Consider the following 24,852-nt stretch of genomic DNA (forward strand, 5'->3'; position numbering starts at 1 on the left):
GCGGCAAATCCTTGGAGAAACTAAAAAGGCGCGATCAGAAGGCGTATTTCATGCCCACTTCAATCGCATCACCTTCGCTTTTGCTCTTATCGGCCTTCAGCACATCAAAGTAAACAGTCATATTCTTGAACGGTGTGTAACCCACGCCCAAAGCCAACTCGCTGCGCTTGTCTTTGCCAGTCTCTTCGTAGTTTTGCATGGCCACACCCATGTCAAAGGCGCCAACCTTGTATTTCAAGCCAGCACCCATGATGTCAACCTTGGAACCCGACACATTGTCTTGCTTGGCCACCAAGCCCATGAGCGTGAGAGCACCCATACCGTACTTGATAGATGCAGCGGTTGTTTTGTCCGCTGAATTTGCGGACCCAGTGGAAGAAAACTCGTTGATGTTGGCAGTGCCCACAGCCAAAGTCATGTCACCCAACTTGTATGCTGCGGTCACACCAAAACCCGTACCTGTTTTAGTTTTATCGTCTTTATTGGTAGCACGGCTGGCTTCAACCGCCAAGGTCAATGGACCCACAGGTTTGATCCATTGCAAGCGACGACCATCGTTGTCCGTTTTGGCTTCTGTCAAGTAAGCATGCTCACCATGACCAATTGACAAGATCTCAACCACATTATCTTCAAAATAGCTGTCAAATTGACCCACCGAGAAGCGGCCCATTGACTTGCTGTTGATACCCAAGCGAGCATCATCAGTCAATACTTCACCGTTGTCACCGATGGGATCGTAATCCACTTCGATTTCACCGAAAACAGTCACATCGTCCGAAACTTTGTGGTCGGCCTTGATCTCAATTTGGTTGAGTCCCTTACCAGTGAACGCTTGAGTACTGGCTCCCGAGCTGTTTTTCACGTCTTCATGGTATGCACCCACTTCAACGTTAATCTGAAATTTTGTGTCTTTGTTGACTTGAAATTCAGCGGCAAAAGCAGGGGCTGCCACAGCGGCCGACATGGCCAAAAAGAGTGCAGATTTTTTCATCATGACTTGATTCCATTGAGAAGTTAATAAATTGCCGAGCAGTGATCAACTCAACAATCTCCATCTTCTATTTGGTGTATTTCAAGCCAATGAAGTTTTTTTGAAATTTTAAAGTTCGGTCTTCTTCAACGACACACCAGACTGCCCAAGCAGCTCAATCAGGCTGGCGCAAAACACGACTGTTTGGGAACACCAACCTGAAGGTGGACCCTTGCCCCACGACGCTCTCGATTCGCAACTCGCCGCCATGCCGTTGCATGACGTGCTTGGTGATGGCCAAGCCCAAACCCGTGCCACCGGTTTCTCGGGAGCGGCTGCGGTCCACGCGGTAAAAGCGCTCAGACAAACGTGGCAAGTGTTCGGCTGCAATGCCGGGGCCTGAGTCTTTGACTGCAAACATCAAGACCTCAGGTGTGCCGGACCATTGCACTTGAATACGACCGCCCAACGGGGTGTAACGGATCGCGTTGCTGACCAGGTTGGAAACTGCGCTCAACAACTCCGAACGCGAACCCAACAAATAGACATCGGGCACCGGGGTAAATTCCAGTTGGTGCGCTGGCCCTTCGCCTTTGCTGGCCATCCAGTCCGAAAACGCTTGGGCCTCGGTCGTCACTTGCAGCATCAAAGCAGCCAATGAGACTTTTTCTTGTGTGCCGGGCAACTGGCTGCCTTCGAGTTGCGACAGCATCAACAAGTCGGCCACCAAGGACTGCATGCGGTCCGATTGCGCTGACATGAGCTGCAGGTAGTGAAGGGTTTCTTCTGCGCTCAAGGGAATGGACTGCAGAGTTTCCACAAAGCCACTGAGAACCGTCAAGGGTGTGCGGATTTCATGCGAGACGTTGGCCACAAAATCGCGGCGCATGGCATCGGCCTGCGCAACGGCGGTGATGTCGCGCGTCAACACCAGCGATCGCCCTTCTCCATAGGCGTGCAACTGAACCGACAATTTTTGCCGGTTCACGACCGAGGTGGAACGGCCTTCAATGACCACCTCAGCGTCATGCTCTTTCTGCGCAAAATACCGCGCAAACACCGGGTCACGCACCAGATGCATAACGTGCTGCATACGGTCCCTTTGTGCATCCAAACCCAGATGCGCCGCAGCCGTGTCATTGCACCATTCGATGCGGGCTTGCTCGTCGAGCAAGACCACACCATTGGGCGAGGCTTGAATGGCCTGCAGAAAATCCTGCAGCTGCTTTTGATGCACAGCCGCCAGCTTTTCCTGCTGCCGCAGCATGCGCTGCACGCGCACCGAAATTTCGCGCCATACACCGCTCCAAGGCGGGTCTTGTCTCAAAACTGGCGCACTCAACCAGCGCTCAAGCCGGTCCAGCTTCCATAGCAGCGATGCCCCATAGATGAGCAAAGCGATCAATGCACCCAGCACAGCTCCCAAGGCGCCGCCCAAAAACCAGCCGGGTATTCCCGCCAAGCCCACCCAAAAGAGCATTTCGAGAATCGAAAACAACATGCAAAACCTGGCTTCAAACGGAGGGAGTCGGGGTGAAACGGTAGCCTGCACCACGCACGGTCTCGATCATGTTGCCCGCCTCGCCCAGCGACTCGCGCAGGCGTTTGACGTGCACATCCACCGTGCGCTCTTCGATGTAGACATGGTCGCCCCAGACCTTGTCGAGCAAGGCCCCGCGGCTGTGCACACGCTCGGGATGACGCATCAGGTAATGCAAGAGCTTGAACTCGGTGGGCCCCACTTTCAGTGGCTTGTCTGCGAAATTGACCCGGTGTGTATCGGCATCCAGCTGCAATTCGCCCATTTTGACCACGCCGCCCGAGGCCTCGGGCACACGGCGGCGCAGCACCGCACGAATGCGGGCGAGCAGCTCACGTGGTGAGAATGGCTTGACGATGTAATCGTCCGCGCCCGCATCCAAGCCAGCGACCCGATCAGCCTCATCGCCGCGAGCCGTCAGCATCAGAATAGGCACCGCTTTGGTACGCGACGCAGCACGCCACTTGCGTGCCAAAGCCAAGCCACTCTCGCCAGGCAGCATCCAGTCGAGCAAGATCACGTCGGGCAGGATTTCATCAAGCTCTCGCTGAGCAGTTTCTGCATCGATCGCCCACACCGGTTGAAAACCGTTGTGCCGCAAGTTCACTGCAATCAGTTCAGCAATGGCTGGTTCGTCCTCGACAATCAAGATGCGAGGAATGGTTCTCATCGCACGGCTTTTTCAATCTCGGTCAAGGCGGTGTGGCGCACATCGGCCCCCTTGACCACATAAATCACAAACTCGGCGATGTTCTTGGCGTGGTCACCGATGCGCTCAATGGCCTTGGCCACAAACAACAGGTCCAGGCTGGCCGAAATGGTGCGGGGGTCTTCCATCATGTAGGTGACCAACTTGCGCACAAAGCCGTTGAACTCGGCGTCAATCAAGTCGTCCTCTTTCAAGATGACCAGCGCGGTGTTCACATCCAGTCGGGCAAAGGCGTCGAGCGCTTTGCGCAGCAAACCGGTGGCCAAATCAGCGGCAATGCGCAACTCAGACGAAGGCAGGTTGCGTGGGCTGCCTTGATCCAGAATCAGCTTGACCATGCGGGCAATGCGTTCTGCTTCGTCGCCAGCACGCTCGAGGTTGCCAGTGATTTTGGAGATGGCCATCAACAAACGCAAATCGCGAGCTGTTGGCTGGCGGCGGGCAATGATCGAGGCCAATTCGGCATCAATCTCGACTTCCAAGGCGTTGACTTGTTTTTCGGTGGCCACCACTTGATCGGCCACTTCGGAACTGAACTGCGCCAGAGCGTAGACGGCATGGCGGGTTTGCGATTCAACCAGACCACCGAGTTCCAAAACGCGGGAAGATACACCGGTGAGTTCGGCGTCGAATTGACTGGAAATGTGTTTGTCCATGTGTATCTCCTGATCAGCCGAAACGGCCGGTAATGTAATCTTCGGTTTCTTGCTTGGCGGGCTTCATGAAAATCTGCTCGGTCTGGCCAAATTCGACCAACTCGCCCAGGTACATGTAAGCCGTGAAGTCGGACACACGGGCTGCTTGCTGCATGTTGTGTGTCACGATGGCCACGGTGTAGTCTTTTTTCAACTCGCTGACCAGCTCTTCAACTTTGGCGGTCGAGATCGGGTCCAGGGCCGAAGTGGGCTCATCGAGCAAGATGACCTTGGGTTTGACGGCCACCGTGCGGGCAATGCACAAACGCTGCTGCTGACCGCCAGAGAGCGACAGACCGCTTTGGCCCAATTTGTCTTTGACTTCGTTCCAAATGGCCGCCTTGGTGAGCGCGGACTCCACGCGCTCATCCATATCGGTGCGGCTCAAGTTCTCATACAAGCGCACGCCAAAGGCGATGTTGTCGTAAATGGACATCGGAAATGGTGTGGGCTTTTGGAACACCATGCCGATTTGGGCACGCAGCAAGTTCAAATCCTGTCCTTTGTCCAGGATGTTCTGGCCATAAAACTTGATCTCACCTTCAGCACGCTGGCCGGGGTACAGGCTGTACATGCGGTTGAGCGTGCGCAGCAAGGTGGACTTGCCGCAACCCGATGGACCAATGAAGGCCGTCACGCGGTGCTCTGCGATGTCCAGGTTGACGTTTTTCAGGCCTTTGAATTTACCGTAGTAAAAGTCCAGATTGCGCACTTCGAGGGCGTTTTGTGTCGGTGTCTTGTCAGGCATGTGGATTCCTGTGAATTCAAAAATGAGTAACGCGGGTGATCGGGTTCAGCGGTCTCAGACCGACTGCTTTTCTCTGAAGAACACGCGGGCCAAAATGTTGAGCAACAACACCGCCAAGGTGACCAACAATGCGCCACCCCAAGCCAGACGAATCCAGTTGTCATAGGGGCTCATGGCAAACTGGAAAATCACCACCGGCAAGTTGGCCATGGGTTTGGTCATGTCCGCATTGAAAAACTGGTTGTTCAGTGCCGTGAAAAGCAAAGGTGCGGTTTCACCACTGATACGGGCCACCGCCAACAAAACACCGGTTATCACACCGCTCTTGGCCGCACGCAATGTGACGGACAGTGACACTTTCCAGCGCGGTGCACCCAACGCAAATGCGGCTTCGCGCAAACTGCCGGGCACCAGGCGCAGCATGTTCTCAGTGGTGCGCATCACCACCGGCACGGCGATCAGGGTCAGAGCCAAGCTACCAGCATAGCCGGAGAAGCCACCCAAGGTCGCCACAGCGATGGCGTACACAAACAAACCAATCACAATGGACGGTGCCGACAGCATGATGTCCGTCACAAAACGGGTCAGCTCAGCCGTTTTGCTCTGGTCGCCATATTCGGTCAAGTAAATGCCCGCCAAGATGCCCACTGGCGTAGCCACCAGCACAGTGAGCCCCACCATCATCAGGCTGCCTACGATGGCGTTGCGCAATCCACCACCCTCGGTGCCAGGCGCTGGTGTGTCTTGCGTCAACAAGTTCATATCCAACGCGGCAAAACCATTGGAAAACAGCACCACCAAAATCCACAGCAGCACCGCCAGGCCCAAAGCCATGGCGACCATGGATGTCACCATGCCCCAGGCATTGGCCAAGCGGCGGCGGCGGTACAAAGCCAGATTCATGTTCATCGACATGTCAGAACCCCTTGGCTTTTTCAGCCCGGTTGATCATGATTTTGGCAGCGGCCAACACCACGAAAGTGATCACGAACAGCAAGAAGCCAAGCGCGAACAAAGAAGAAATATGGAAGTCATCGGCCTCGCCGAATTCGTTCGCGAGTGTGGACGCGATCGACGTGCCGGGTGAAAAAAGCGAGGTGGGCATGCGGTTGGCGTTGCCAATCACAAAGGTCACAGCCATGGTTTCGCCCAAGGCGCGACCCAAGCCGAGCATGATGCCGCCGATCACGCCTTTTTGGGTGTAAGGCAGCACGATCTTGCGAACCACCTCCCAGGTGGTGCAGCCCAAGCCGTAGGCCGACTCACGCAAGATGGGCGGGGTGATTTCGAACACGTCGCGCATCACAGCGGCCACAAAAGGCAAGACCATGAAGGCCAGAACAATGCCGGCCGCCAAAATGCCCATGCCGTTGGGAGCGCCACCAAACAGGAAGCCGATCAGGGGCATGCCGCCCAGCACATCGCGCAGCGGCACCTGGATGTAATCGGCAAACAGAGGTGCGAACACAAATAGACCAAACATGCCGTAGATGATGGAGGGCACTGCCGCCAACAACTCAATGGCCGTTCCCAAGGGACGGCGCAACCACACCGGGCATGTCTCGGTCAGAAACACCGCAATGCCAAAGGCCAGAGGCACGGCCACCAACATGGCAATGCCTGCACTGGCCAGCGTACCGACGATCGCAATCGCAGCACCAAATTCTTCGTTGATGACGTCCCACTCCACGTACCAAATGAAGCGTGCACCAAACTTGGCAAACGTGGGCCAAGCGTTGATGAACAGAGACACAATGATTCCGGCCAAGGCCACCAGAACCAACAATGAGAACAACTGCGTCAGCCGGTGAAACAACACGTCTTGCAGTTGCTGGCGCTTGACCACAACCAACATACGGCTGTTGTTGTCAGCACTGGAAAGGGGGGTTTGCATGTCTTGACCCATCAATCAAAAAAGCACCAAATTAAACAAGAAATCCGTCGGTCACCGAATGACAACCGACGGATGGCAGACCTGAGTCTGAATTACTTCTGGATTTGTGACCAGACTTTGGCGCGGATCTGATCGGTCAAGCTGTCAGGCAAGGCCACGTAGTCGAGGTCCGAAGCCATTTTCTTGCCGTTCTTGAAAGACCAGTCGAAGAACTTCAGGGCTTCAGCAGAAGCGGCCTTGTCTGTTGGGCTCTTGTACATCAAGATGAAAGAGGCTGTGCTGATGGGCCAGCTGTCATTGCCCTTGGCATTGACCATGGAGATGCCCATGCCAGGAACGCTGAACCAATCAGCACCCGCTGCTGCAGAAGCGAAAGCCTCTTCGCTGGGGCTGACGTACTTGCCGTTGGCGTTTTGCAACTGCATGAAGTTCATGTTGTTCTTCTTGACGTAGGCGTACTCAACATAACCCACAGAACCCTTGATGCGGTTTACGTTAGCGGCCACGCCTTCGTTGCCCTTACCACCCACAGAAGAGGCAGCAGGCCACTTGACTGCAGCACCTTTACCCACTTTGTCTTTCCACAGAGGGCTGACGCTGGTCAGGTAGTCGGTGAAGTTGAAAGTGGTGCCCGAACCATCGGCGCGGTGCACAACGGTGATGGTCTGGTCAGGCAATTTTTTACCTGGGTTCAACTCGGCGATTTTCTTGTCGTTCCAGTTGACGATGTAACCAGTGAACATCTCAGCCAAGACAGGACCTGTCACACGCAGCTCGCCGGGCTTGAAGCCTTCCAAGTTCACCACAGGCACAGTGCCGCCAATGATGGCTGGGAATTGAACCATGCCATCTTTGTCCAAGTCAGCGGCCTTGACAGGCGCGTCAGAAGCACCAAAAGTCACGGTCTTGGCACGGATCTGCTTCAAACCACCGGAAGAACCGATGGATTGGTAGTTCATGCCCGTGCCAGTGGCGGCTTTGTAGCCTTCGGCCCACTTAGAGTAGATGGGGTAAGGGAAGGAAGCGCCAGCGCCGTTGATATCGGCGGCAAAGCTGGCTGCTGCAACGGCGCTCAGGCCGATGGCAGCTACGAAAGATTTCAATTTCAACATGAAGGCTCCTTGTTCAGGTGTAAGTTCCAGGCCGCCCAAGTCGGTTTATCTTGGGGACTGATGTCACTTTAGCGGCGCATTGTGACAGTCTTGTGTCAAAAATCCAGTTTTTTAAAGGATGTTTTTGATCCAACCCCGTTCGGTTGAGCTTGTGTTCGTTAGAACACACAAAAAGGGCGGTCACTGCCGCGCATTGGCCGCTCAATTCCCAACATGTCAGCTTAATGTCAGTTTTTTTACAAGCACTGACAAATGCGGCTGGATTGCATATTGGACTTATTGGCTTCGTGACAATCCACCCATTCAATTCAACACCGTGTCGGAGCGCTGACTCAGGTTTTGGATGCGCAAGTCTTTCGCGGCGGGGGTGTCTTTCAGATCAAAGGCTGTGTGGCCAAAGTGGCTCAACATGTACTTCATGAATGCGTCTTGCTCGCTGCCCAAAGTGGCGGTGCTGGAGCTGGCTGCGCCACCCCCTGTGGCTTCGGTCATGGTGGTATCCAATTTGACCAAGTTCACAAAATCGGCTGTGGCTGGGAAGGGGTAGCCATCGCCACCGCCCACAGCGGTGCTCGTGCCTTCGGCCAAGAAGTTCAAGGTCACCATGCGAAAGGTGCGCTGCGCATTTCCCACCAGTACACCGTTTTGCACCACCACATCGCTGCCCACCTTGAGCGAACGGATGCGCTCGCCCGGCGTGGTGACAGCAAAGTTGGCATCCATGGTTTGCGCTGTGCGGTTTGGGTCATAACTGAAGCACATACCACCGACTTGAGGAAAGCGACCTTGGCTGCCCAACACCGCCACACCGTGCTCCAGCAAGGACTTGAGTTGTGCGGCCGTGACGTCAAAGGCCCACAGCTTGTTGTTGAACTTCAAAGCCGTTTCAATGGCCAGTTGTGAAATTTCACCCGCATGCCGATTGACTTCTGCGTTGGCTTTGGGTGCGGTCAGAACAGCCGCAGCAGTGGCGCCGGGCATGGCCAGAACTTCACCAATTTCAGAGCGGATGCCGCCACCATTTTTGAGGGAAATTTGGACAGTGGGGTCCAGCTGTCGGGCATACCAAAGGTTGGCATCGGCCGTCAAGTTACCGAAGTTCGTCTCTTCATTGCGCACAGCCGCGCGGCGGCCTTCCAGAAACTCAGTGGTTTTGCCAAACACATTGCCGTCCTTGGACTTGAGCACGGCCCGGATGGCATCACGCACTTGCGTGACCCAACCCGAGACGGTCACACCGCCTGCGTTGTCATCGGTCTCGCTGGTCACCCAGGCACCAGAGAGCTGGGTGTCAAAACGCTGCGGGATCAGCAAGCCCTTGTCGTCAAAGGGCGCCATGAAGCGGCCGAGGTATTTGTAGTCTGCGTCCACGTTGACCACCACCGTGGGCTGGCCAGCGGCATCTTTCGTCTGATAGGGGTAGTCACCCGCAGACTTGTCACTCCTGCGCAGCACATCATTGGCATCGGCCAGCAAGGTGTTGGAGCCGCCAGCCACGATGATGTCGACGTTTTTGAGATGCGTGGCCAAGGCTTTTTCAAGGCTCAGGCTTTGCATGTGGGCCAAAAGGACGATTTTGTGGATGCCCGCTGCAGTCATCTCGTCCACACCCTTTTGGATGACCGCTGCCAAGCCAGCCACATCCACTTCGCTGCGGGTGAGCGCCGGTTTGAATTGCAGTTTTCCGGGCGAGGTGATGTTGGCAAATGCTGGAGAGCCAGCACCCATCACACCAATTTTTTGACCGCCTACTTCGACAACTGACCAACCCGACAACTTGCCCGGTTGTTCCTGAGCCTTGCCACCATTGGGCACTTTCAAACTGGCCACGTCTGGGTCTGCTGCAAAGTCAACGTTGTAAGACAGGTAAGGAAACAACGCACCAGACCATGTTCGATCGGCCTTGATCATGTCGGCAAGCTGCTTGGTGCCCAGATCGAGTTCGTGGTTTCCAATGGCCGAGGCTTGAACGCCCATGGCATTCAAAAATGCAATGTCTGCACGCCCTACTTCTGCACGTCCGAGAAAGGCATTCAAACTTTGGTCATTGGCCGCATTGAAACGCGGACCAGGGATGTAGTTGTCACCGGAGCTGACGGTCAAAGTTTGCTGGGGGTATTGGGCCCGAAACTTCTGGATCAATCCCGACATGTTGGCCACGCTGTTAAGCGCCGTCGTGTCGGAACCATCGGCATCCGAGATGTGCAACAACTGCAAGGTGAAGGTGGCTTCGGGTGCGGCCGAGTCCGCAGCGCCGATGGCGGTGAGCACACATGTGCAAGCCACGGAGAGCATCAAAATTCTTGGTATCCATCGCCTTTTCATCAATGACCTTCATGGGTAAATGAATGTCATGAAGTTAGACATCTAATGTGTCAATGACAAGAAAAGCTTGTCTTTTTAGAACTTAAAAAATCAGATACTTCAATGCGCCTGACTTGGTAATGTCACAAGATTGACTTTTTGCGCTGCTAGCCTCAAATTTTTAACCCACTGAGGCACCTCATGAAACTCCGACACAGCATTGGTTTGGCTTCTTTCATCGGATTGGCATTGGCTGGCCCGACTTTGGCCATGGACGCCCGATTCAAAGACGCCAACGGCGACATGGTGGCCGATGCCCCCACCGACGCCAAGCAATGGATGGACCCCGCCACTTTGGTGTTTGCTTACACCCCTGTGGAAGACCCCGCGGTGTACGCCCCAGTGTGGGCACCCTTCCTCGATCACCTGTCCAAAGTGACCGGCAAGAAGGTTCAGTTTTTCCCCGTGCAAAGCAACGCCGCCCAACTCGAAGCCATGCGCGCAGGCCGCTTGCATGTGTCGGGCTTCAACACAGGCTCTAACCCCATCGCTGTGAACTGCGCTGGTTTTGTGCCCTTTGCCATGATGGCCTCCAAAGACAACCGCTTTGGTTACGAGATGGAGATCATCACTTTCCCAGGCAGCGGCATCGAGAAGATCGAAGACATCAAGGGCAAACGCATGGCCTTCACGTCTGAGACCTCCAACTCGGGCTTCAAGGCCCCATCGGCTTTGTTGCGCCAGCAGTTCAAGATGGAAGCGGGCAAGGACTTCACGCCCGTGTTCAGCGGCAAGCACGACAACTCAATTTTGGGCGTAGCCAATAAAGACTACCCTGCCGCCGCCATTGCCAATTCGGTCAAAGGGCGTATGGAAAGCCGTGGTGTGGTCAAGCCTGAGCAAACCAAGGTGATCTTCAAATCCGGCACCTTCCCCACCACGGGTTACGGCCATGTCTACAACCTCAAACCCGAGTTGGCTGAGAAGGTCAAGCAGGCCTTCTTCACATTCAAATGGGAAGGCACCACCATGGAGGCCGAATTCAACAAAGGCCAACCACCACAGGAAAAGTTCATGCCCATCACCTACAAGCAGCACTGGGCTGTGGTGCGTGAAATCGACCAGGCCATGAACGTCAGCTACGCCTGCAAGTGAGGATCTGAGATGCTGCAGCTGCAACAGTTGGACAAACGCTACCCCACGGGTGACCTCGCGCTCAAGAGCGTGAGCTTGAACGTGGCTTCGGGTGAGGTGTTGGGTTTGATCGGGCCTTCTGGCGCGGGCAAGTCCACGCTCATCCGGTGCGTGAACCGACTGGTGCAGCCCACAGCAGGGCAGATCGTGCTCGACGGCCAAGACCTGGGTCAGCTCGGATCGTCCGGGCTGCGCCAGGCGCGCCGACATATCGGCATGATTTTTCAGGAATACGCCTTGGTCGAGCGCTTGACCGTGATGGAAAACCTGTTGTCGGGCCGACTTGGTTACACCGGGTTTTGGGCCAGTTGGTTTCGCCGCTTTGAAGCCCAAGACATCGAACAGGCCTTCGCGCTGCTCGACCGTGTGGGCCTGAGCGGCATGGAGAACAAACGCGCCGATGCGCTATCGGGTGGGCAGCGCCAACGCGTGGGCATTGCCCGCGCTCTGATGCAAAGCCCCAAATTGCTGTTGGTGGACGAACCCACTGCCAGCCTAGACCCCAAGACCTCGCGCCAAATCATGCGTTTGATTTTGGAGCTGTGCCAAGAGCGCGGCTTGGCCGCGATCGTCAACATCCATGATGTGGTGCTGGCCACCGAATTTTTACCGCGCATCGTCGGTTTGCGTGCGGGCGGCGTGGTGTTTGATGGCCCCGCATCGCAAGTGGACCGTGATGTGCTGACGCGCATTTATGGCGACGAAGACTGGACCGCCATCACCCAGCGCATGCAAGCCACAGCGCAAGCATCCCAAAACCGGGCCGACAACCATCTGAGCCTGACAGCCGCATGAGCGCCGAGACACCGCCGCTGGGTGCACGCCCCGTGCGCACTTGGAAGCCTCCCCCCTTCATTGCCAGTGCGCGCACACGCTGGGCACTTTACCTCGGCGCTGCGGTTTACCTGGTGCTGGGCATTGGTTCGGTGGAGATCAATTGGGCCCGCATGGTCTTAGGTTTGGAGCGCGGTTGGGCCTTTGTGCAAGGCTTCATGTACCCCGACTTTTCAAGCCGTTGGGGCGACATCCAACTGGGCTTTCAAGAAAGCCTGACCATGACGGTGACCTCCTCCGCTTTGGGCGTGTTGTTGTCCATCCCTATGGCCGTGGGCGCGTCGCGCAACTTGGCCCCCACTTGGATTTACCTGTTCTGCCGGGGATTCATCGCTTTGTCGCGCACCTTGAACGAAATCATTGTGGCGATCTTTTTGGTGGCCATGTTCGGATTTGGCCCCTTTGCAGGATTTTTGACGCTGACCTTTGCCACCATCGGTTTCATGGCCAAGCTCATGGCAGAGGACATCGAAGAAATTCAGGCCTCACAACTCGAAGCCTTGCGCGCCACCGGCGCGGGGTATTTGCAGGTACTGGACTTTGCCGTTTTGTCACAGGTCATGCCGCGCTTGCTGGGTTTGTCTTTGTACAGACTGGACATCAATTTCCGAGAGTCGGCGGTGATCGGCATTGTCGGCGCAGGCGGCATTGGCGCCACACTCAACACCGCCATGGACCGCTACGAATTTGACTCGGCCGCTGCTATTTTGTGGGTGATCATCATCATCGTCATGCTGGCCGAATACGCCTCTGGCCGCCTGAGAAAGTTCATCCAATGAGCTCTCCGTCCATTTCACCGAATTGGCGCAAGCGTTCGCCCCGGACTGAGTTGGCCATCTTCATGCTGTGGGTTTTGCTTTTGGCGTTTGTAAGCTGGACGTTCCAGGTCATGACACAAGACACCATCTGGGCCTTTGTGACGGACGCGCCCGCGCAGTTCAAAGACATTGGTTCGCGCATGATGCCGCCGGCTTGGGCCTCGGTGCACGAGCTGTGGTGGCCGCTGTGGGAGACCCTCAACATCGCCACGTTGGGCACCTTGTTGGGCTTGGTGATGGCGGTACCGATTGCATTTTTGGCCGCCAGCAACACCACGCCCAGCAGCACCTTCGTTCGACCCATGGCTTTGTTTGTGATCGTGGCCTCACGCTCCATCAACTCGCTCATTTGGGCTTTGTTGTTGGTGGCGATTTTGGGGCCCGGCGTGTTGGCCGGCATTTTGGCCATCGCACTGCGCTCCATTGGCTTCATTGGCAAATTGCTCTACGAAGCCATCGAAGAAATCGACGCCGATCAGGTCGAGGCGATTGAGGCCACAGGCGCCTCCAGCGCACAAACCATGGCTTGGGGCGTGGTACCGCAAGTCGCCCCGACGCTGGCTGGCATCAGCGTCTTCCGCTGGGACATCAACATCCGCGAATCCACCGTGCTAGGCCTAGTGGGTGCGGGTGGTATTGGCATCAAGCTTGAAGGTGCTTTGGCCACCCTGGCTTGGCCCAAGGTCACCATGCTGTTGATTTTGATTTTGGCCACGGTGGTGTTCAGCGAATGGATCACCGCGCAAGTGCGCAAAAAATTGATTTGAACTTGTTCAATCAACAGTTGGCAATCTGTCATGAAACTGCAACACGCAAGCCATACGCTAAAGCTGTCAAACAAAACTGAATCATCGATTTTGTAAAAAAATTTTGACGAAAACACATTGCATTTTTTACGGAGTTCCCATGAAACTGAATCCCTTGTTCAAAACCGTTTTGTCTGGCGCTGTGATCGCCTTGTTGGCCATGCCAGCCATGGCCCAAAAAACAGTCTTGTCGGTTTACACCGCGCTTGAAAACGACCAACTCGGCCCCTACAAAAAAGCATTCGAAGCAGCCAATCCCGATGTCGAAATCGCATGGGTTCGCGACTCCACTGGCATCATGACGGCCCGCATCTTGGCTGAAAAAGACAACCCACGCGCCGACGTGATCTGGGGCTTGGGTGCCTCGAGCATCGCCTTGTTCGACTCCATGAACATGCTGCATGCTTACAGCCCCAAAGGCGTTGATAAGGTCAAGCCAAAATTTCGCAGCAACAAGAATCCGACGACCTGGACCGGTATGGACGCTTGGTTGGCAGTCATGTGCTACAACACCATCGAAGGTGGCAAAAAGAACATGCCCAAGCCCACATCTTGGGCCGATCTGACCAACCCGGCTTACAAAGATGCCATCGTCATGCCCAACCCTGCCTCTTCAGGCACTGGTTACCAAGCGGTCTATGCATGGTTGCAGTTGATGGGTGAAAAAGGCGGCTGGGAATACATGGACAAGCTCCATCAAAACGTGGCCGTTTACACCCACTCAGGTTCGGCACCTTGCGTGCAAGCCGCCAAAGGTGAGCGTGTGATCGGCATCGGTTTTGACATGCGCGGCGCCAAAGAGAAAACGGCTGGTGCCCCCATCGACATCATTTTGGGTAAAGAAGGTGCTCCTTGGGATATGGAAGCCACAGCGATTGTCAAGGGCACCAAGAACTTGGCTGCTGCTCAAAAGTTGGCCGATTTTGCTGTGACCCAATCGGCGTACGAGATGTACGGCAAGTTTTACGCCATCGTGGGCTACCCCGGGATGAACCCCAGCCCACCTAACTACCCTGCCAGCGCAGACACCGCCATGATCAACTTGGACCTGAGCAAGATGGGGGCCGAGCGCGCTCGCATCTTGGCCGAGTGGACCAAGCGTTACGACAGCAAATCAGCTCCCAAAAAGTGATTTGACAACCGTTGAGGTGCATCGGGCTTCACTGCGCTTTGCACCCACTTGACCCAGGGGCGCTTCATCGGCGCCCCTCTTGCATTTAAAACAATTGAATGAGTGCCATGACTGCCCCTTACCTTGCCGTCCATGAGGTCAATAAGCGCTTCGGTGATTTCTGGGCCTTGCGCGATGTTTCGCTCAATATTGAGCCTGGTGAATTCGTGTGTTTTTTAGGTCCCTCCGGTTGCGGCAAAACCACCTTGCTTCGCATCATCGCCGGGCTGGAGCAACAAGACGGCGGCACCATCGTGCAAAAGGGCCGTGACATCTCGGGCTTGCCTCCGTCTCAGCGCGACTTTGGCATCGTGTTTCAGTCTTACGCCTTGTTCCCCAACTTGAATGTGCGCGAGAACGTCGGTTATGGCCTGCAAGGCAAAGACTGGCCACGCGATAAACGCCAAGCACGTGTGAATGAATTGCTGAACTTGGTGGGGTTGGCTGCCTCAGACCATCAGTACCCCGCCCAATTGTCGGGCGGTATGCAGCAACGCGTGGCCTTGGCCCGCGCTTTGGCCACTTCACCAGGTTTGTTGTTGCTGGACGAGCCTCTGAGCGCCCTGGATGCGCGGGTGCGTGCGCACTTGCGCACCGAACTTCGCCAGCTGCACCAACGCTTGGGCGTGACCACCATCATGGTCACACACGACCAAGAGGAAGCGCTGAGTTTGGCCGACCGGATCGTGGTGATGAACCAAGGCGGCATCGAGCAAGTGGGCACACCCCAAGAGATTTACCAACAGCCGCGCAGCGCCTTTGTGGCCGACTTTGTGGGCAAGACCAATCCCTTGCAAGCGCAATGGGTCTCACCGGGCAGATTCAATTGGCATGGACTGGAGTTGTCTTGCCAGCAATCCTCCGCGCTGACTTTGGGTGAAACCGTGACCTTGGCCCTCAGGCCAGAAGACATCGTGTTGCACGACAACGCCAACCCCGACGGGCAAGGTAACAACCGCTGCGAGGCCCACGTGCAGGACCTGGAGTTTTTGGGTGCCTTTTGCCGCGTGCGGGTGCACTTGCCCCAAAACGGCCAAAGTTTGGTGGCCGATGTACCTAGCGCACAAGCGCTTCGAATGGGCTTGAACACCCAACGCCCGTTGTTCATTGACCTGCCAGCCGATCGCATGCAGGTGTTTGGTCGCAGCGCAGGAGCCATTTGATGTGGGCGCACTGGCAGCGGGTGGACCGCGACGGGGCTTGGATGCGCTTGGGTGTGCTGCTGATGGGCCTGTGGCTGCTGGTCACCCTGGTCTTGCCATTGGGCACCTTGTTGGTCAAAAGTTTTGAAGACGCCCAAGGGGCTTGGGTTGGGCTGGACAATTACGCCCGCTACTTTGAGACCCCCGCGCTGACCAATTCCTTGTGGAACAGCTTGTGGGTGTCGGGCTTGGTCGCCCTCATCACTCTCAGTCTGGCCTATGTGTATGCCTACGCTTTGACGCGCAGCGCCATGCCAGGCAAAACCGTGTTCAAGGCCTTGGCATTGATCCCGATTTTGGCCCCCTCTTTGCTGCCCGCCATTTCATTGATTTACTTGTTTGGCAACCAAGGACTGCTCAACAGCTGGCTCATGGGCGGGTCCATTTACGGCCCACTGGGCATTGTGATTTCACAGGTTTTTTATTGCTTTCCACATGCCTTGATGATCTTGGTGGTGGCCCTGAGCATGGCCGATGCGCGGCATTATGAAGCCGCCAAAGTACTGGGCGCATCGCCCATTCGCAGCTTTTTCACGGTCACTTTGCCTGGCAGCAAGTACGGGCTGATCAGTGCGGGTTTTGTGGTCTTCACTTTGGCCATCACCGACTTTGGCATTCCCAAGGTCATTGGCGGCCGTTTCAATGTCTTGGCTACCGACATTTTCAAACAGGTCATTGGCCAGCAAAACTTTTCAATGGGCGCGGTGGTGGGCTTTGTCTTGCTCTTGCCGGCCGTCTTGGCTTTTGCGGCAGATCGGTGGGTGCAGCGCCGCCAAGTGGCTTTGCTCAACGGCCGCTCGGTGCCCTTGGTGCCGGTTCGACATGCACCGCGCGATGGGGCACTGTGGTTGTTTTGCGCGCTGGTGGCGGGCATGCTGCTGGTGGTATTGGGCATGGCGATATGGGCTTCCTTGGTCACGCGTTGGCCTTACAACCTGAGCCTGACCTGGGCCAACTACCAGTTTGAGGAATTCGACAGCGAAGGCTGGAAGGCTTACTTCAACTCCTTGCGTCTGGCCGCATGGACAGCAGTCGTGGGCACACTGGTGGTGTTCACAGGCGCATTTTTGATGGAAAAAACACGGGGCTTCGTTTGGGTGCGCAACACCACCCACCTGATGGCCATGCTCTCCATGGCGGTGCCCGGTTTGGTATTGGGTCTGTCCTATATTTTCTTTTTCAACACCCCGGGCCATCCACTGGGTTTTATTTACGGCACCATGGCCATTTTGGTCTTGAACTCGGTGGCGCACTTCTACACCGTCAGCCACATCACCGCAACGACAGCGCTCAAACAACTGGACAGTGAATTTGAATCGGTGACGGCCTCACTCAAGGTGTCCGTGGGCCGCATGTTCCGGCGCGTCACCGTGCCGGTGTGCTTACCAGCGGTGCTCGACATCAGCATTTATTTGTTTGTCAACGCCATGACGACTGTCTCCGCCGTGATCTTTTTGTACGGCTCCGACACCAAGTTGGCCGCTGTGTCCATCGTGCACATGGACGAGGCAGGTTTCACCGCAGCTGCTGCTGCCATGGCAGTGGTTATCGTGGCCACCTCCGCAACCGTGAAGTTGCTGCACAGCTTGCTGACCCATCAATTCAGAAAATCCACCCAAGCCTGGCGTGTTCGCTGATCGCAGTTCAATCTTTCTCCCAAGCCATTTATGACCCCCATTGCCACACCACAACCCCAACTGGAAGCCGTCATCTTTGACTGGGCCGGCACCATGGTGGACTTTGGTTCTTTTGCGCCCACCCAAATTTTTGTGGATGCCTTTGCGCAAGCCTATGGTTTTGAGCTGAGCTTGGAAGAAGCCCGCAGGCCCATGGGCTTGGGCAAATGGCAGCACATCGAAGCCTTAGGTCAAGACCCCGATGTGGGCCCACGCTGGGTCGCCCAATTTGGCCGACCCATGTCAGAAGACGATGTGCGCCACATTTACGACACCTTCATTCCGCTTCAGGTCGAGCGTGTAGGGGCGCACAGTGACTTGATCCCCGGCGCTTTGGAGTTGGTGAACGCATTGCGCCGCCAGGGCCTGAAGATTGGCTCCACTACAGGCTACCCGCGCCAGGTGATGCAACGCCTCATGGTGCTGGCGGCTGAGAGCGGCTACGAACCCGACTGCACTGTGTGCGCCGACGATTTGGCTGCAGGCGCGCGGCCAGGTCCCTGGATGGCGCTGGCCTGCGTGCAAGATTTACACATTGGTGCCGTGTCGCACTGCGTCAAGGTGGACGACACCGTGCCAGGCATTGCCGAAGGCCTGAACGCGGGCATGTGGACGGTGGGCCTGGCGTTGTCTGGCAGCCCAGCGGGTTGGACACAGGCTGAATATGAACAAGCCGATGAGGCCACACGGCGCGCCGTGCGCGAGCGCGTGACACCCATTTTTGAAGCCGCCGGCGCGCATTTTGTGATCGACACGGTGGCCGATTTGCCTGCCGTGCTGCGTGAGATTGAAGAGCGCTTGGCCCTGGGCCTGCGCCCCTGAAAGAAAGCCTGAACATGAACGAGACAACAACGCATTACGACTTGGTGGTGGTGGGCGCAGGCATTGTGGGCCTGGCCACGGCCTGGACAGCCCGGCAGCGCGGCCTGCGCGTCGCCGTGGTCGAGCGCAATGCCAAAGCCATTGGTGCCTCGGTGCGCAATTTTGGCTTCATCACTGTGACGGGCCAACGCCGTGGTGAGCACTGGCAGCGGGCCAAAGACACGGCGGCGATTTGGCGCGATGTGGCCCCCCAGGCGGGCATTGAAGTGGTGCACGAAGGCCTGCTGATGCTGGCCCAACGCCCCGAAGCCGTGGCGGTTTTGGAGGCGCTGATGGCCACTGAAATGGGCGAAGGCTGCAATTTGATCAACGCCAAAACCGCTGCACGCGACTGGCCCTGGCTGCAATCGGGCATTGCACTGTTGCACAGCCCACACGAGTGCCGGGTGGAGTCGCGTGACGCCATTCCCCGCCTGAGCCACTGGCTCGAGCACAGCCTGGGCGTGGACTTTTTTTGGAACACGCCCGTACTGGGCATCGACTTGCCGCACATCACCACCAGCCGTGGCCGCCTGCGTGCCGAGCGCTGCGTGGTCTGCCCAGGCAACGATTTGAATGCCTTGTACCCCGACGTGCTGGCCCAAGCAGGTATACGCCAATGCACTTTGCAAATGATGCGGGTGTCACCCAGTCAAGTGCTCAAACTGCCCAGCGCTGTCATGTCTGATTTGAGCCTGATCCGCTACGAAGGCTATGCCGACTTGCCCGAGGCTCAGCCCTTGAAAGCGCGTTTGCAGGTTGAACAGGCGGACCACCTGGCCCAAGGCATCCATTTGATCGTGGTGCAGTCAGCTGATGGCTCGTTGGTGGTGGGCGACAGCCATGTGTATGGCGATGCCGAATCGCCTTTTGCCAGCGCGCAAACCGAAGACCTGATCATGGACGAGTTTCACCAGGTGTTGAATTTGCCCAAGGCCAAAGTGACCGAGCGCTGGGTAGGCAGCTACGCTTCGGCCCAAGATGTGGTGTTCAAAGCCCAGCCCAGTGCGGGTGTGGCCGTTGGCGTGGTCACGGGGGGCACAGGGGCATCGACCTCGTTTGCATTGGCCAGGGAGTTGCTCGACTTGGCGCTGGGGGCATGAACACTGTGGGCGCTTTGAGGCGTCGCCGCTTGGAGATCAAGACTTGAAGTTGACCAAGGCCACGCCCAGCACGATGAACATCAAACCCGTGATTTGGTACACCGACAAACTTTGTTTGTGTAAAAAGTATGCGATCACCGACACCAGCACAATGCCCAGCCCAGACCAAATGCCATAGGCCACGCCCACCGGAATCACTTTGACCGCCACCGATAAAAAATAGAACGCCACCGCATAAGCCACCACCACCAGCACTGAGGGCAAGGGCCGTGTGAAGCTGTCGGTGGACTTGAGTGTTGAGGTGGCGATCACTTCAGCGGAGATGGCCAAAGCCAATGCCAAGTAGGGCGTCATGCGGGTGTCTTTCCTTCATTGGCTGTTAGAGGCCAATAGCAGTTCATCTTAAATCAGAGGTTTGAAAGCATTGTGACGAATTGGGTCTTAGGGGTGGTTTTGTTGGCGGCTCTGATGCACGCCTTTTGGAATTCACTGATCAGCCACGCCAGCAATAAATCGCTGTTCACCATGGCCTTGCATGTGTGCAGCGCTGTGCTGGCCGTTCCAATGCTTTGGGTGGTGGGGTGGCCATCCGACGCCAGCTACCCTCACCTGTTGGCGTCCATTTTGTTGCATGGCCTGTACATCTATGTGCTGACCAAGGTGTACACCCACAGCGCTTTTGGCTCCGCCTACATCGTGATGCGCGGCATGGCCCCTTTGTTTGTGATGTTGATCTCTTTGCTGGCTTTAGGCGAGTCGTTTGACACGCGCGCCTTGGCGGGTTTGTTGTGCCTGAGTTTGGGCATTTTGTTTTTGTTACGCACCTATGCCACCCCACAAGCCCAACTGTTTGCCACGCTCAAAGGCAGTCACCTGCAGTTTGCCCTGCTCAACGCGGTGGTCATTGCGGCCTACACCGTGGTCGATGGTGCGGGCGCTCGCTTGTCGGGCAACCCCATGGCCTACGTCTTGGCCTCGGCGGTGTTTGAGCCCATCTTGGTTTACCTGCTGGCCTACCGCCAACAAACCCGAGCGCTTTGGCAATTTTCAAAACACAACGCGGGCTTGATTGTGCTGGGTTCGTCCATCTCCATCACCGGTTACTCGATGGTGCTGTGGGCCATGACGGTCTCGCCCATCGCTTTGGTGTCGGCCTTGCGCGAGACTTCTGTGGTGTTTGCCATGCTTATCTCCATTTTCTGGTTCAAAGAAGGCCGCTTTGCACCGGCGGCCATATCCTCTTTGCTGGTGCTGGTGGGTGTTTATTTTTTAAAAGCTTGAGCCATGAAAAAAACCATCGCCATTTTTGACCTCGACAAAACCCTGATCCCGTTTGACTGCGACGAGGCTTGGGGCCTTTTCTTGCACGAACGCGGCTTGGCTGGCCCCGACTTTTTGAGCCGACAGGCCACATTTTTTGCACAGTACGACGCGGGCACGCTCGACATCCACGAATACCAAAGGTTTTCCATCGCCGCCACCATCCAAGCCGGACCGATAGTGGCCCAGCAGGCTCTAGCGGAATTTGTCGAGCAACGCGTGCGCCCCCGCTTTGAAACTAGCGTGATGCAACTGATCGATTCACACAGAGAGCAAGGTCACCACCTCTTGGTCATCACCGCCACCAATGTGTTTGTGAGCCGCGCCGTGGTCGATGCGCTGGGAATTGCTGACCTGTTGGCGATTGACTTGGCTGTAGATGAGCAGGGCTGGTTCACCGGCCAAATTGAAGGCACGCCCTCTTTCAGAGAAGGCAAGGTCACTCGCTTGCACACCTGGCTGGCCGCCCAAGGCTGGCAGCGCTCTGATGTGGTGCTCCACTTTTACTCTGACTCGGCCAATGACCTGCCCTTGCTCGCCGTGGCCGACTACCCAGTGGCCACCAATCCCTCGCCCGATTTGCGCGCGCATGCCCTGCGCCAGGGCTGGCCAGTGTTGGACTTGTTCGCTTCGTAAATGCTCATGCGCGCCGCCCCATCTATCGCCGCCGGATCTTGGCCAACGCTTCAACAACTTCAAAAACCGCTTGGTTGTTGATGTCTTGGACATGCTGCTTGAATCTGGGCAGATCGCTCAGCACACCATCGACTGCGCCCGGGAGTTCACTGACCGCGCCAATCACCTTGCCCAATTGGTTCTCTTCCACCCAAGTCGGGTTGTACCGCTCTTGCGGCATGGTGGCGGCATTGCGGAAGGTGATGACCGGCAGCCCCATGTGCACGGCCTCGCTCAAACTGCCTGGGCCGGGCTTGCCCACAAAGTAGTCGCTCAGCTGCATCAACTGATCGATGTCTTTGGTAAAGCCCAAGACCAGGTGCTGACCTGAAGATGATTGCGCCGCCATTTTTTGCGCCAAGGCGCTGTTGTGCCCCGCTACAAAAATCAGTTGCTGGTCGGGCAAGGAACTTGCAATTTTGAGCATCTCATTGGAGCCGTGGCCGCCAAACAGCACCAAACCGGTGGGGCGCATGGGGTCTAGGCCCCAATCTGCGTAACGGCTGACTTTATCTACACATGGCTTGCGGTAAAAACTCGGGCGAAGAATCATCCCGGATGTCTGGATGATGGCTGTGGCGTCATAACCCAAACCTGCAGCCTGAGAGGCAGCGAACCCAGTGCCGCAGATGATGTGCTGAGCCTGGTTCGGCTCCATCCAGAAATTGGGGGGGTAATCGGCCATGTCGGTCAGGACCGTGACATAGGGAACGCCCGGCAACTCGTCGCGCAGCGCCTCGTACATGACCTTGTTGAAATTGGGCACCAGCGAGACCACCAACTGCGGCTGTGTATTGCGCCAGAACGATCGCATCTTTTTTTTGAGCTGGGGAAAAGTCAGCCGAATCATGGCTTGGAAAAGCTTGAGCTCGGTGGCCAGGCCCCGCGTCCAGCCGCGCTTCAGACGCATGTTGTACAGGTCTTCAGGCGCAAAGCCTGTCAATTTTTGGTAATAACGGTCTGAGTCAATGACTTCAAACAAATTCACCAGTGTCACAGCCCAGTCGGGATGCGTTTGGGCGATGACTTCCTGCAACGCCAGTGCGGCCGAACGGTGGCCGCCTCCAGCATTGAAATAAATGAGCTGAACTTCGTTTGCCATGGCTGTGCAGCTTGCCGGATGCGAATGACATGGGCGTGACCAAGACCCTCTTTGACTCCTGATGGAGGTTGTCATCGTTTTGAATTTTTTTTGCCATATTGAGTTCACAAAAATTTCATAAATGATGAAATCAATGCATCCATACTCAACGCTTTTTGAGTTTGAACATGCGCGCCATCAAAAAAGTCCGACAGCTTATTGCCCGAGAGCCCTTGAATCCGACGGCTCAGATTTTCGCCAAATTGATTTCTTCCTTGGTTGATGAAGTGGATTTCGCGCTGAAGGATCTGTATGAACTCAGCAACTCCGATTTCGAACTGGCCATGGACATCCTGCAAGAGTGGCGGCTCGATCGCTACTACATGGGCAAAGCCAAAACTTTCGATGTGGCCATGCAAGCCCTGCAGTTGAACCAACCCCAAACGAACAAGCCCAAGGCTTGAGGCTTCGTCAATTTTCAAGTCAGGAATGGATTCATGCGAATTGCTTCATTTGTGGGACAAAAAGGCGGTGTTGGCAAAAGCACTCTGGCCCGCGTCTTGGCCGTGGCGGCCGCCCGTGCGCAGCACAAGGTGCTGATCGGTGACTTCGATTTGGAGCAACTCACCTGTGTGGAGTGGGGTGCCCTGCGGATGCGCAACGGCATCGAGCCGGAAATCGAAGCGCGCGCATTCAAGAGCCTGAAAAAACTGCGCAAAACAGTCGAAGGCTATGACCTGGTGGTGGTGGACACGCGGGGACTGGCCGATGAGTTGACCGACGATGTCAGCCGCGAAAGTGACGTGGTGTTCCTGCCCACGGGCACCTCCATGGACGATCTTCGCCCTACTCTGGCTTTGGCACGCAAGCTGGCCAAAACCCGTTCCGTGAGCAACAAGATCGTCATTGTGTTGTCCAAAACCGGCCGTTCGGAGCGCCTGCTCGAACAAGCTGAGGCCACCATTGCCGAGGCGGGTTTTGACATGCTCAATGCCGTCTGGCCCGAGCGTGACGGCTTTCAAGCCGACTTGGATGTGGGCCGGGCTGGCAGCGAGTCGAGCAACCCGCACCTCAAGCAAGCGGCCCAAGATGTAGAGCAGGCCCTGCTGACTTTGGCGATGGCCTGATTTTTTCTGCACAGTTGTGCTGCGTCAGCATTCGTGTTGGCTTATATTGGCTCATTTCAAGACCTATGGAATGAACCATGCCCGCTACGCTTTCTGTTGGCCACGTCCTCATCGCCTTGACCAGTTCACTGGCCCTGAACGCCTGGGCCGTGGAAGTGGTCTTTCAGCCAGTATCACCCAATGTCTTCGCCTATGTGGGCGACACCGAAGGCCGCACCTATGACAACGAGGCCTTGAATGCCAACTTGGGACTGGTGGTGACGCCTGAGGGCGCATTGTTGATCGACAGCGGCGCCAGCCTGGAAGGCGCACAAAAAATTGCCGAAGCCGCGAAAAATGTGACCAACCAACCCATCCGATGGGTCATCAACACAGGTGGACAAGACCACCGCTGGATGGGCAACGGCTTCTTCAAGAACCAAGGCGCCGAGATCCTGGCCCATGCCAATGGCCAAGCCGACATGACAGCCCGAGGCCCTGAGCACCTGCGCAGCAACGCGCCCGTGCTCAAAGAGAGATTGGCAGGCACCGATGTCGTGCTGCCCACCCGCTGGCTGACCGAGGCCGACACCCCGCTCCAATGGGGCGGCGTGACGGTGCAGGTGGTGCACCGGGGCGGCGGCCACACGCCTGGCGACAGTATGGTCTGGTTGCCGCAAAGCGGTGTGGTGTTCACCGGCGATGTGGTCTATGTGGACCGCATTTTGGGCCTGCACCCGGTCAGCAAAACCAAGACCTGGGTTCAGTCATTTGCCGCACTGCAAGCGCTCAAGCCCCAAGTGGTGGTGCCCGGCCATGGCCGTGTGACCACCTTGGCGCAAGCCCAAAAGGACACCGGGGCCTTGCTCACCGCTTTGAGGGCACACATGGGCAAAGCCGTGGATGTGGGCACCGACATTGGCGCGGCCGTCAAAAGCTTCGATGCAGCACCTTTTAAGCACCTGCAGCATGTGGATGTCTGGCTGCCCCAGCTGGCCAACCGCACTTACCTGGAAATGGAAATGGAGTAAAC

General features: G+C 56.4%; 25 protein-coding genes. 13 read left to right on the plus strand and 12 right to left on the minus strand.

The annotated features are described in order from the left end of the window. Positions 1–34: 34 nt before the first annotated feature. From B9Z50_RS01845 to B9Z50_RS01885, 9 genes are all read right to left on the minus strand, one after another. The gene (locus tag B9Z50_RS01845) at positions 35–994 is read right to left on the minus strand and encodes a porin (protein ID WP_108361983.1); all 960 of its coding nucleotides are present in this window, start codon (positions 992–994) and stop codon (positions 35–37) included. Positions 995–1,145: 151 nt separating this feature from the next. After that, complete coding sequence (phoR, locus tag B9Z50_RS01850; RefSeq protein ID WP_108361984.1) at positions 1,146–2,471, minus strand: phosphate regulon sensor histidine kinase PhoR; 1,326 nt, start codon at positions 2,469–2,471, stop codon at positions 1,146–1,148. A 13-nt stretch (positions 2,472–2,484) separates the two neighbouring features. After that, positions 2,485–3,180 (minus strand): phosphate regulon transcriptional regulator PhoB, encoded by a 696-nt coding sequence (gene phoB / locus B9Z50_RS01855; RefSeq protein WP_108361985.1) that lies wholly within the window; start codon positions 3,178–3,180, stop codon positions 2,485–2,487. Next, complete coding sequence (phoU, locus tag B9Z50_RS01860; protein WP_108361986.1) at positions 3,177–3,875, minus strand: phosphate signaling complex protein PhoU; 699 nt, start codon at positions 3,873–3,875, stop codon at positions 3,177–3,179. The genes phoB and phoU overlap by 4 nt, the downstream gene beginning before the upstream one ends. A 13-nt stretch (positions 3,876–3,888) precedes the next feature. Further along, entirely contained in the window at positions 3,889–4,662 is a 774-nt protein-coding gene (gene pstB / locus B9Z50_RS01865; RefSeq protein ID WP_108361987.1) for a phosphate ABC transporter ATP-binding protein PstB, read from the minus strand. Between the two features lie 54 nt (positions 4,663–4,716). Then, on the minus strand, positions 4,717–5,571 hold the full coding sequence (gene pstA / locus B9Z50_RS01870; protein ID WP_370463056.1) for a phosphate ABC transporter permease PstA: 855 nt from the start codon (positions 5,569–5,571) through the stop codon (positions 4,717–4,719). A 7-nt stretch (positions 5,572–5,578) separates the two neighbouring features. Next, a complete protein-coding gene (pstC, locus tag B9Z50_RS01875; protein WP_370463044.1) occupies positions 5,579–6,556 on the minus strand; it encodes a phosphate ABC transporter permease subunit PstC in 978 nt (325 codons plus the stop codon). Between the two features lie 92 nt (positions 6,557–6,648). Next, positions 6,649–7,668, minus strand: a complete 1,020-nt coding sequence (pstS, locus tag B9Z50_RS01880) for a phosphate ABC transporter substrate-binding protein PstS (protein WP_108361990.1) — start codon at positions 7,666–7,668, stop codon at positions 6,649–6,651. Between the two features lie 303 nt (positions 7,669–7,971). Beyond that, on the minus strand, positions 7,972–9,954 hold the full coding sequence (locus B9Z50_RS01885; RefSeq protein ID WP_158270610.1) for a bifunctional UDP-sugar hydrolase/5'-nucleotidase: 1,983 nt from the start codon (positions 9,952–9,954) through the stop codon (positions 7,972–7,974). Between the two features lie 219 nt (positions 9,955–10,173). Between B9Z50_RS01885 and phnD the strand changes: the two genes are divergently transcribed. The 9 genes from phnD (at position 10,174) to B9Z50_RS01930 (ending at position 19,637) form a co-directional block, all read left to right on the plus strand. After that, entirely contained in the window at positions 10,174–11,127 is a 954-nt protein-coding gene (phnD, locus tag B9Z50_RS01890; RefSeq protein WP_108361992.1) for a phosphate/phosphite/phosphonate ABC transporter substrate-binding protein, read from the plus strand. Between the two features lie 9 nt (positions 11,128–11,136). Then, positions 11,137–11,961 carry a phosphonate ABC transporter ATP-binding protein gene (phnC, locus tag B9Z50_RS01895; RefSeq protein ID WP_108361993.1) on the plus strand — a complete coding sequence of 275 codons (825 nt, stop codon included), beginning with the start codon at positions 11,137–11,139 and terminating at the stop codon, positions 11,959–11,961. Continuing rightward, the gene (gene phnE / locus B9Z50_RS01900) at positions 11,958–12,779 is read left to right on the plus strand and encodes a phosphonate ABC transporter, permease protein PhnE (RefSeq protein WP_108361994.1); all 822 of its coding nucleotides are present in this window, start codon (positions 11,958–11,960) and stop codon (positions 12,777–12,779) included. The genes phnC and phnE (B9Z50_RS01900) overlap by 4 nt, the downstream gene beginning before the upstream one ends. Beyond that, complete coding sequence (gene phnE / locus B9Z50_RS01905) at positions 12,776–13,585, plus strand: phosphonate ABC transporter, permease protein PhnE (protein ID WP_108361995.1); 810 nt, start codon at positions 12,776–12,778, stop codon at positions 13,583–13,585. Before phnE (B9Z50_RS01900) ends, phnE (B9Z50_RS01905) begins: the two co-directional genes overlap by 4 nt. Before the next feature lie 139 nt (positions 13,586–13,724). After that, positions 13,725–14,756: a putative 2-aminoethylphosphonate ABC transporter substrate-binding protein gene (locus B9Z50_RS01910; RefSeq protein ID WP_108361996.1), complete on the plus strand. Its 1,032-nt coding sequence runs from the start codon at positions 13,725–13,727 to the stop codon at positions 14,754–14,756. 107 nt (positions 14,757–14,863) lie between these two features. After that, positions 14,864–15,958 carry a putative 2-aminoethylphosphonate ABC transporter ATP-binding protein gene (locus tag B9Z50_RS01915; RefSeq protein WP_199221649.1) on the plus strand — a complete coding sequence of 365 codons (1,095 nt, stop codon included), beginning with the start codon at positions 14,864–14,866 and terminating at the stop codon, positions 15,956–15,958. After that, positions 15,958–17,634 (plus strand): putative 2-aminoethylphosphonate ABC transporter permease subunit, encoded by a 1,677-nt coding sequence (locus B9Z50_RS01920; RefSeq protein ID WP_108361998.1) that lies wholly within the window; start codon positions 15,958–15,960, stop codon positions 17,632–17,634. Before B9Z50_RS01915 ends, B9Z50_RS01920 begins: the two co-directional genes overlap by 1 nt. Positions 17,635–17,664: 30 nt before the next feature. Next, entirely contained in the window at positions 17,665–18,495 is an 831-nt protein-coding gene (gene phnX / locus B9Z50_RS01925; RefSeq protein ID WP_108361999.1) for a phosphonoacetaldehyde hydrolase, read from the plus strand. Between the two features lie 14 nt (positions 18,496–18,509). Continuing rightward, complete coding sequence (locus B9Z50_RS01930; RefSeq protein ID WP_108362000.1) at positions 18,510–19,637, plus strand: TIGR03364 family FAD-dependent oxidoreductase; 1,128 nt, start codon at positions 18,510–18,512, stop codon at positions 19,635–19,637. Positions 19,638–19,673: 36 nt separating this feature from the next. On the opposite strand, the gene B9Z50_RS01935 is transcribed toward B9Z50_RS01930, so the two are convergent. Next, complete coding sequence (locus B9Z50_RS01935) at positions 19,674–19,991, minus strand: multidrug efflux SMR transporter (RefSeq protein ID WP_108362001.1); 318 nt, start codon at positions 19,989–19,991, stop codon at positions 19,674–19,676. 114 nt (positions 19,992–20,105) lie between these two features. Between B9Z50_RS01935 and B9Z50_RS01940 the strand changes: the two genes are divergently transcribed. Next, positions 20,106–20,918 carry a DMT family transporter gene (locus B9Z50_RS01940; protein WP_146183138.1) on the plus strand — a complete coding sequence of 271 codons (813 nt, stop codon included), beginning with the start codon at positions 20,106–20,108 and terminating at the stop codon, positions 20,916–20,918. A 3-nt stretch (positions 20,919–20,921) separates the two neighbouring features. Next, positions 20,922–21,593 carry an HAD family phosphatase gene (locus B9Z50_RS01945; protein WP_108362003.1) on the plus strand — a complete coding sequence of 224 codons (672 nt, stop codon included), beginning with the start codon at positions 20,922–20,924 and terminating at the stop codon, positions 21,591–21,593. Between the two features lie 22 nt (positions 21,594–21,615). Here B9Z50_RS01945 and B9Z50_RS01950 read toward each other — a convergent pair whose 3' ends face one another. Next, the gene (locus B9Z50_RS01950; RefSeq protein ID WP_108362004.1) at positions 21,616–22,734 is read right to left on the minus strand and encodes a glycosyltransferase; all 1,119 of its coding nucleotides are present in this window, start codon (positions 22,732–22,734) and stop codon (positions 21,616–21,618) included. A gap of 104 nt (positions 22,735–22,838) precedes the next feature. Then, the gene (locus tag B9Z50_RS17530) at positions 22,839–23,195 is read right to left on the minus strand and encodes a hypothetical protein (protein WP_158270611.1); all 357 of its coding nucleotides are present in this window, start codon (positions 23,193–23,195) and stop codon (positions 22,839–22,841) included. A 15-nt stretch (positions 23,196–23,210) separates the two neighbouring features. Between B9Z50_RS17530 and B9Z50_RS01960 the strand changes: the two genes are divergently transcribed. Together B9Z50_RS01960 and B9Z50_RS01965 are read left to right on the plus strand one after the other, a co-directional pair. Then, positions 23,211–23,840, plus strand: a complete 630-nt coding sequence (locus B9Z50_RS01960) for a ParA family protein (RefSeq protein WP_108362006.1) — start codon at positions 23,211–23,213, stop codon at positions 23,838–23,840. Between the two features lie 77 nt (positions 23,841–23,917). Next, entirely contained in the window at positions 23,918–24,850 is a 933-nt protein-coding gene (locus B9Z50_RS01965; protein ID WP_108362007.1) for an MBL fold metallo-hydrolase, read from the plus strand. The last annotated feature ends 2 nt before the right edge of the window (positions 24,851–24,852 follow it).

It is taken from the genome of Limnohabitans sp. Bal53 (assembly GCF_003063355.1).
Taxonomy (GTDB): domain Bacteria; phylum Pseudomonadota; class Gammaproteobacteria; order Burkholderiales; family Burkholderiaceae_C; genus Limnohabitans_A.

Bases quoted from the DNA above. Each gene is read 5' to 3' on its own strand.
- B9Z50_RS01845 (WP_108361983.1), bottom strand. From the start codon at position 994: ATGATGAAAAAATCTGCACTCTTTTTGGCCATGTCGGCCGCTGTGGCA.
- phoR (WP_108361984.1), bottom strand. From the start codon at position 2,471: ATGTTGTTTTCGATTCTCGAAATGCTCTTTTGGGTGGGCTTGGCGGGA.
- phoB (WP_108361985.1), bottom strand. From the start codon at position 3,180: ATGAGAACCATTCCTCGCATCTTGATTGTCGAGGACGAACCAGCCATT.
- phoU (WP_108361986.1), bottom strand. From the start codon at position 3,875: ATGGACAAACACATTTCCAGTCAATTCGACGCCGAACTCACCGGTGTA.
- pstB (WP_108361987.1), bottom strand. From the start codon at position 4,662: ATGCCTGACAAGACACCGACACAAAACGCCCTCGAAGTGCGCAATCTG.
- pstA (WP_370463056.1), bottom strand. From the start codon at position 5,571: ATGAACATGAATCTGGCTTTGTACCGCCGCCGCCGCTTGGCCAATGCC.
- pstC (WP_370463044.1), bottom strand. From the start codon at position 6,556: ATGCAAACCCCCCTTTCCAGTGCTGACAACAACAGCCGTATGTTGGTT.
- pstS (WP_108361990.1), bottom strand. From the start codon at position 7,668: ATGTTGAAATTGAAATCTTTCGTAGCTGCCATCGGCCTGAGCGCCGTT.
- phnD (WP_108361992.1), top strand. From the start codon at position 10,174: ATGAAACTCCGACACAGCATTGGTTTGGCTTCTTTCATCGGATTGGCA.
- phnC (WP_108361993.1), top strand. From the start codon at position 11,137: ATGCTGCAGCTGCAACAGTTGGACAAACGCTACCCCACGGGTGACCTC.
- phnE (WP_108361994.1), top strand. From the start codon at position 11,958: ATGAGCGCCGAGACACCGCCGCTGGGTGCACGCCCCGTGCGCACTTGG.
- phnE (WP_108361995.1), top strand. From the start codon at position 12,776: ATGAGCTCTCCGTCCATTTCACCGAATTGGCGCAAGCGTTCGCCCCGG.
- B9Z50_RS01910 (WP_108361996.1), top strand. From the start codon at position 13,725: ATGAAACTGAATCCCTTGTTCAAAACCGTTTTGTCTGGCGCTGTGATC.
- B9Z50_RS01915 (WP_199221649.1), top strand. From the start codon at position 14,864: ATGACTGCCCCTTACCTTGCCGTCCATGAGGTCAATAAGCGCTTCGGT.
- B9Z50_RS01920 (WP_108361998.1), top strand. From the start codon at position 15,958: ATGTGGGCGCACTGGCAGCGGGTGGACCGCGACGGGGCTTGGATGCGC.
- phnX (WP_108361999.1), top strand. From the start codon at position 17,665: ATGACCCCCATTGCCACACCACAACCCCAACTGGAAGCCGTCATCTTT.
- B9Z50_RS01930 (WP_108362000.1), top strand. From the start codon at position 18,510: ATGAACGAGACAACAACGCATTACGACTTGGTGGTGGTGGGCGCAGGC.
- B9Z50_RS01935 (WP_108362001.1), bottom strand. From the start codon at position 19,991: ATGACGCCCTACTTGGCATTGGCTTTGGCCATCTCCGCTGAAGTGATC.
- B9Z50_RS01940 (WP_146183138.1), top strand. From the start codon at position 20,106: ATGCACGCCTTTTGGAATTCACTGATCAGCCACGCCAGCAATAAATCG.
- B9Z50_RS01945 (WP_108362003.1), top strand. From the start codon at position 20,922: ATGAAAAAAACCATCGCCATTTTTGACCTCGACAAAACCCTGATCCCG.
- B9Z50_RS01950 (WP_108362004.1), bottom strand. From the start codon at position 22,734: ATGGCAAACGAAGTTCAGCTCATTTATTTCAATGCTGGAGGCGGCCAC.
- B9Z50_RS01960 (WP_108362006.1), top strand. From the start codon at position 23,211: ATGCGAATTGCTTCATTTGTGGGACAAAAAGGCGGTGTTGGCAAAAGC.
- B9Z50_RS01965 (WP_108362007.1), top strand. From the start codon at position 23,918: ATGCCCGCTACGCTTTCTGTTGGCCACGTCCTCATCGCCTTGACCAGT.